The sequence below is a fragment of the Arthrobacter sp. NPDC056493 genome (genome assembly GCF_042795115.1).
Lineage (GTDB): Bacteria > Actinomycetota > Actinomycetes > Actinomycetales > Micrococcaceae > Arthrobacter.
Window position 1 is genome coordinate 1 of sequence record NZ_JBHTSL010000068.1, and the last position, 5,333, is coordinate 5,333.

Consider the following 5,333-nt stretch of genomic DNA (forward strand, 5'->3'; position numbering starts at 1 on the left):
TTTTTTATACCACCCCGGCCCCCCCTGGCGGGCCGGCGGGTACGTGTTGTACGCTCAAATTAACAAACCCCCCCCCCCCCCACCCGGCCCCCCACCCCTACTGGGGCGGCGCGCCGTCGTTCTTTAAGCAGTGTTTACGATTCCCAGACGATCTCGTCGTCGACCACGCCGTCCTCGTCCGCGGAGGCCACCAGTACCTCGTCGGTGAAGTGCTCGCCCAGGGTGAAGTCCAGGACAAAATAGCGTTCGGGCTGGCCGGGGTAGATCCCCACATGGCCCAGTTTCAGGGCCTTCAGGAACACCGCATTGGTGAGCTGGCTCTTCTCCTTCACACCGAAGATTTTCTGCAGGTGCTCGTCCTTGATGGCGTTGCAGTGGAAGCGCAGATATTCCTGCGGGCTGGTGCCCTCCTGCTCCAGCTCCTCGGCAATCATTTCCCTGACCTCGTCCACGAGTTCGGGGAGGTACCGGAGGCGGTAGTCCACTTTGTGCATGGCCGCTTCATCGAAGTGGTCATGGGCGTTGATGTTCAGGTCCAGCTCAAGGCGTTGACCGGCCAGCTGGTGCTCCGCGGCAACGTTATGGTCCCTGCCGTGGTTCAGCTCGATTACTCCGAAGTGCTGGCTCGCTACCTTGGTGGTCATATCTTCAACATAGACCCGAAAAGCAGAGCATTCCAGCATCGGGGATCATTTATCTGGCTGCCCCAGACCGCCCATGGTTTCGGCCAGCAGGTCCACGAACAGCTGGACCCGGGCTGTCTTCTTGTCGTTGATGAGCAGCGCGAAGACGTTGCGGGCCAGCCGGATTTCGGGGACGTCCAGCACCACGACGCCGGCCGGCCGATGCAGCAGGGCAAGCTCCGGCACCAGTGCCGCCCCCAGCCCGCCGGCGGCCATTTCAAGGCTGGCATGGAAGTCGTCGCTGTACGCCACCACGCGGGGGTGGAGATTGCAGCCCGCGAAGAGCCGCTCAATGACGGTGGCGTCGCTCGTGCCGGGATGGTGCATGATCCACGGCATGTCCGAAAGATGGTCGGCCGCCACCTTCGCATCGGTTCGGAATCCCCAGCCGGACGGAAGGACCACGCGGAAATTGTCGTCACCGATCCACTGCCGGTTGATGGTGTGCGGCCAGGCCAGCCCGGACTGTCCCACCTGGTACACGAGCGCCACATCGGTGTCTCCGCCGGTTCGCAACCCCTGGATGGTCTGGGCGGGTTCGGCCACGGAAACTTTCAGTTCGATGCCCAGCCCTTTCCATGCGGGACTCCGCAGGATCCGCGGCAGGACATAGGTTGCGAGGCTCGGGAAGATGCCCAGCCGCAGCTCCTGGCTGGTGGTGTCCTGTGTCCTGGAAGCCGCAGCCATCAGCGCCTCGATGTCCGTAAGGACTTTGGCCGCGTGGCGCGCCATCACCACCGCCGCATCGGTGGGAACCACGCTCCGGGCGGAGCGCTGGAACAGGCGGACGCCCGTGTCACGCTCAAGGGCGGACATCTGCTGGGACACGGCTGAGGCGGTGTAGCCGAGCCGGCTCGCCGCAGCCGCGAAGGACCCCAGCCGTGTCACCTCCAGGAGCGTCTTCAAATGCACGGGGTTGACCACCAGCCAACCTTACTCTGGGTGCTTTGGGACGGGAAAAGAATCCGTACCCATCCGGCACGCCGAACTGCTCCGAATAGCCGTTGACTACCCAAATCAGCGGCAACTGTTCAGCAGAGGAGCGAAGATTGTCACCGAGCCCAACACGGAATCGAGACGAAAGGCGGCACGTTGCTGTTGTCGGCAGCGGGGTGGCGGGCCTGACGGCCGCGTACATCCTCAGCCGCCGGGACCACGTGACCCTTTTCGAGGCGGATTCCCGGCCGGGCGGACATGCCCACACGCACGACGTGCGGCAGGAGTCGGGGAGCCTGGCCGTGGACACCGGCTTCATTGTGCACAACAACCGCACCTACCCGAACCTTATCCGGCTGTTCGGCGAGCTCGGCGTGGAGACGCAGGATTCGGACATGACCATGAGCATCCGCTGCGACGGCTGTGGCCTGGAGTACGCCGGCGCCAAGGGTGCTTCGGGTGTCTTTGCCAGGCCGGCCAACCTTGCGCGGCCGCGGTTCCTGCTGATGCTTGCCGAGATCCTGCGGTTCTGGCGGAAGGCGCGGGCGCTGCTGGCCAACGGGGCCTCCCGTCCCGGGGCACGGGAGGAAACGCTGGGCGAGTTCCTCGAACGCGAACGATTCAGCAGCTACTTCACCTCGCATTTCATGGCCCCGGTTGTCAGCGCTGTCTGGTCCTGCGACCCCACCACCGCCCTGGCCTACCCTGCCCGGTACCTCTTCACCTTCCTCGAACATCACGGCATGCTCGGCATCAAAGGCTCGCCACAGTGGAAGACGGTGACGGGCGGATCGCGGCGCTATGTTGACCGTGTGGTCGAAGGCCTCCAGGATGTCCGCCTCTCCAGCCCTGTGCTGGCTGTGCGGCGGATCCCGACCGGAGTGGAGATTACGACGGCGTCCGGAACCGAGCACTTCGACGCTGCGGTTATCGCCGCCCATCCCCGCGAGGCACTCGCCATGATGGCTGAACCGGTCCCCGCGGAGGTTCAGGTTCTGGGGCACATCCCGTATTCCGTCAACCACATCAAGTTCCACCGCGATTCCGCGGTCCTGCCCCGCAGCCGCGCCGCCCGCGCCTCCTGGAACTACCGGCTGCCGTCCTGCGCTGCACGTCCCGGCCAGGTGCTGGTCAGCTACGACCTCACCCGGCTGCAGCGTCTCACCCCCGACGACGGCGGCAGCTACATCGTGAGCCTCGGTGAATCGGACCTGATTGAGCCGGACTCAGTGCTGCAGGACCTCGTCTACGAGCACCCGCAGTACACGCCTGAATCCGTGGCCGCCCAGGAACGCCTGGGGGAGCTGGGCGACCACCGGCTGGCTTTCGCGGGCGCGTACCACGGCTGGGGGTTCCACGAGGACGGCGCCGCCGCCGGTGTGCGGGCGGCCGCGCAGCTGGGCCGCGAGTGGGAGGATCCCTTCGTCCGGGTGCCGGACGCATCGGCCACGGACCCGGTTGCGTCCGGTGCCGGGCAGTCTTCGGAGCTGGTGCCATGAGCGCGGCCATCTACCGGACCCGCATCCGCCATGTGCGGCAGGATCCGCTGAAGAACGCCTTCAGCTACCGCAGTTACAGCTGGTACGTGGACCTCGATGACCTGCCACAACTGCCTTGGTGGCTGCGTCCACTCGCCGGATTCCACGCGAAGGACCACTTGGGGGATCCCGCGGCCAGCATCCGCGAGAACGTGGACCGCTTCCTCGCCGTGAGCGGCGAAAAGCCCGACGGCGGCAGGGTCACCATGCTGGCCAACGCCAGGGTGCTGGGCCACGTCTTCAACCCCATCAGCATCTTCTGGTGCCACGGCAGCGATGGCGGGCTGCGTGCTGTGATCGCCGAGGTCCACAACACCTACGGCGAACGGCACTGCTACCTCCTGCATCCGGACGGCGCCGGCCGCGCGCGTACCGGTAAGGAGTTCTTTGTCTCCCCGTTCAACGAGGTGGACGGCAGCTATCGGATGAGCCTGCCCGAACCGGCGGGCAAACTGGCCGTGGCCGTGGTGCTGGAGCGCGCCGGACGGAAGCCCTTTACCGCCACCATGACCGGCGACCGGCGGCCCGCCACAGCCCGCAGCATCCTGGCGGCGGCGGCCGCGGTGCCGCTGGCGCCGCTCCGCGTTGCCCTGCAGATCCACTGGCAGGGAATCAGACTCTGGGCCCGAGGCCTGCCCATCATCAACCGCCCCCACCACCCGCCACAGGAGGCCGTCTCGTGACTCTCACGGATCCGTCGTACACTGACCCCTCGTACAGTGACCCCGCGTACAGGGACCCTTCACACCGGCGAAACACGCCGGGCGAGGCCTTCCGGGTGCCGCCGGCTCCGGCGGCCATCGACGCGGAGGTGTGGCCCGGCGTCGCCCGTCCCCCCGCGGGGATCAAGGCGCAGATGGCCGGCAAGGCCGCCGATTCGCTGTTCCGGGCGGCGGTCCGACGCCTGCCGCTGCGGGTGGAATACCCCGACGGGACGGTGCTGGGCACCGGCCATTCCGGCGGGCCGGTGATGACCATGCTGCGTCCGGATGACTTCGCCGTTCGGATCGGCGACAACGGGCTGATCGGGCTGGGGGAGTCCTTCATGGCGGGGGACTGGGAAGCGCCAGACCTTGCCGGCGTTCTGGAGGTCTTTGCCTCCTCGGTGGACACGCTCATCCCCGTGCCGCTGCAGAAACTCAGGAGCCTGTACCTGCCGCGTGCGCCCCGGCAGGAGCGCAACACCGAGCAGAACACGCGCGGCAACATCTCCCGGCACTACGACCTTTCCAACGAGCTGTTCGCCAACTTCCTGGACAGCACCATGAGCTACTCCTCGGCGCTGTTCCCGGCATCGGCGGGCCAGCTGACCGAGGTGGGCTGGGATGCCCTGGCCGCTGCGCAGCAGGCCAAGATCGACAGGCTGCTGGACAAGGCCGGCGTGGGGGAGGGCACCCGGCTGCTTGAGATCGGCACCGGCTGGGGCGAGCTGGCCCTGCGGGCCGCAGCCCGCGGCGCCACCGTGTACTCGGTCACCCTCTCCAGCGAGCAACAGGCGCTCGCGCAGCAGCGTATCGAGGAAGCCGGCTTCTCCGGGCAGGTCACCGTGGGACTGCAGGACTACCGCGCCGTGGAAGGCGAGTATGACGCCGTCGTTTCCGTGGAGATGATCGAAGCGGTGGGCTACGAATACTGGCCCGTCTACTTCCAGACCATCGACCGGGTGCTGGCGCCCGGCGGCAAGGTGGCCATCCAGGCCATCACCATGCCGCACGGGCGGATGCTCGCCACCCGCAACGCCTACACCTGGGTGCACAAGTACATATTCCCAGGCGGATTCCTGCCGTCGGTGCGGGCGATCGAAAGCGTCACGGAGCAGCACACCACCCTCCGGGTGCGTGAGCGCCGGGGGATGGGTGACCACTATGCTGCCACTCTGAGGCTTTGGGAGGAGCGGTTCCTGCAGCGTGCCGCGGAAGTGCGCGGGCTCGGGTTCGACGCGGTCTTCCAGCGGATGTGGCTGTTTTATCTTTGCTACTCGCGGGCCGGCTTCCAGTCCGGCTACCTGGATGTGCAGCAGATCGTCCTGGACCGCCGGGAGGCCCAGCTGTAGCAGCCTGTCCTGCCCGCCGGAAGGTGCAGCCCGAGTCCGGCGTTTGCTTAATCACAGTGGGGGGGGCGGCGCCAGCGGGGGGGGCCCCCCCCGGGTGGTTGGGGGCGCCCCCCAAAGGGCGGC

Annotated in this window: 5 protein-coding genes; 3 read left to right on the forward strand and 2 right to left on the reverse strand. The window is 67.0% G+C overall.

Annotated features, from left to right (window positions below; translation table 11 throughout):
• Nucleotides 1-134: 134 nt before the first annotated feature.
• Nucleotides 135-644, reverse strand: a complete 510-nt coding sequence (locus tag ACFQ50_RS20910; RefSeq protein WP_377997539.1) for a DUF2004 domain-containing protein — start codon at nucleotides 642-644, stop codon at nucleotides 135-137.
• Between the two features lie 45 nt (nucleotides 645-689).
• Nucleotides 690-1,607 carry a LysR family transcriptional regulator gene (locus tag ACFQ50_RS20915; RefSeq protein WP_377997540.1) on the reverse strand — a complete coding sequence of 306 codons (918 nt, stop codon included), beginning with the start codon at nucleotides 1,605-1,607 and terminating at the stop codon, nucleotides 690-692.
• A 125-nt stretch (nucleotides 1,608-1,732) separates the two neighbouring features.
• On the opposite strand from ACFQ50_RS20915, the gene ACFQ50_RS20920 reads away from it, so the two are divergent.
• The 3 genes from ACFQ50_RS20920 (at nucleotide 1,733) to ACFQ50_RS20930 (ending at nucleotide 5,210) form a co-directional block, all read left to right on the forward strand.
• Nucleotides 1,733-3,118, forward strand: a complete 1,386-nt coding sequence (locus ACFQ50_RS20920; protein WP_377997541.1) for an NAD(P)/FAD-dependent oxidoreductase — start codon at nucleotides 1,733-1,735, stop codon at nucleotides 3,116-3,118.
• Nucleotides 3,115-3,840 carry a DUF1365 domain-containing protein gene (locus ACFQ50_RS20925; protein ID WP_377997542.1) on the forward strand — a complete coding sequence of 242 codons (726 nt, stop codon included), beginning with the start codon at nucleotides 3,115-3,117 and terminating at the stop codon, nucleotides 3,838-3,840. Before ACFQ50_RS20920 ends, ACFQ50_RS20925 begins: the two co-directional genes overlap by 4 nt.
• 95 nt (nucleotides 3,841-3,935) lie before the next feature.
• Nucleotides 3,936-5,210 (forward strand): class I SAM-dependent methyltransferase, encoded by a 1,275-nt coding sequence (locus ACFQ50_RS20930; protein WP_377997568.1) that lies wholly within the window; start codon nucleotides 3,936-3,938, stop codon nucleotides 5,208-5,210.
• Nucleotides 5,211-5,333: the final 123 nt, after the last annotated feature.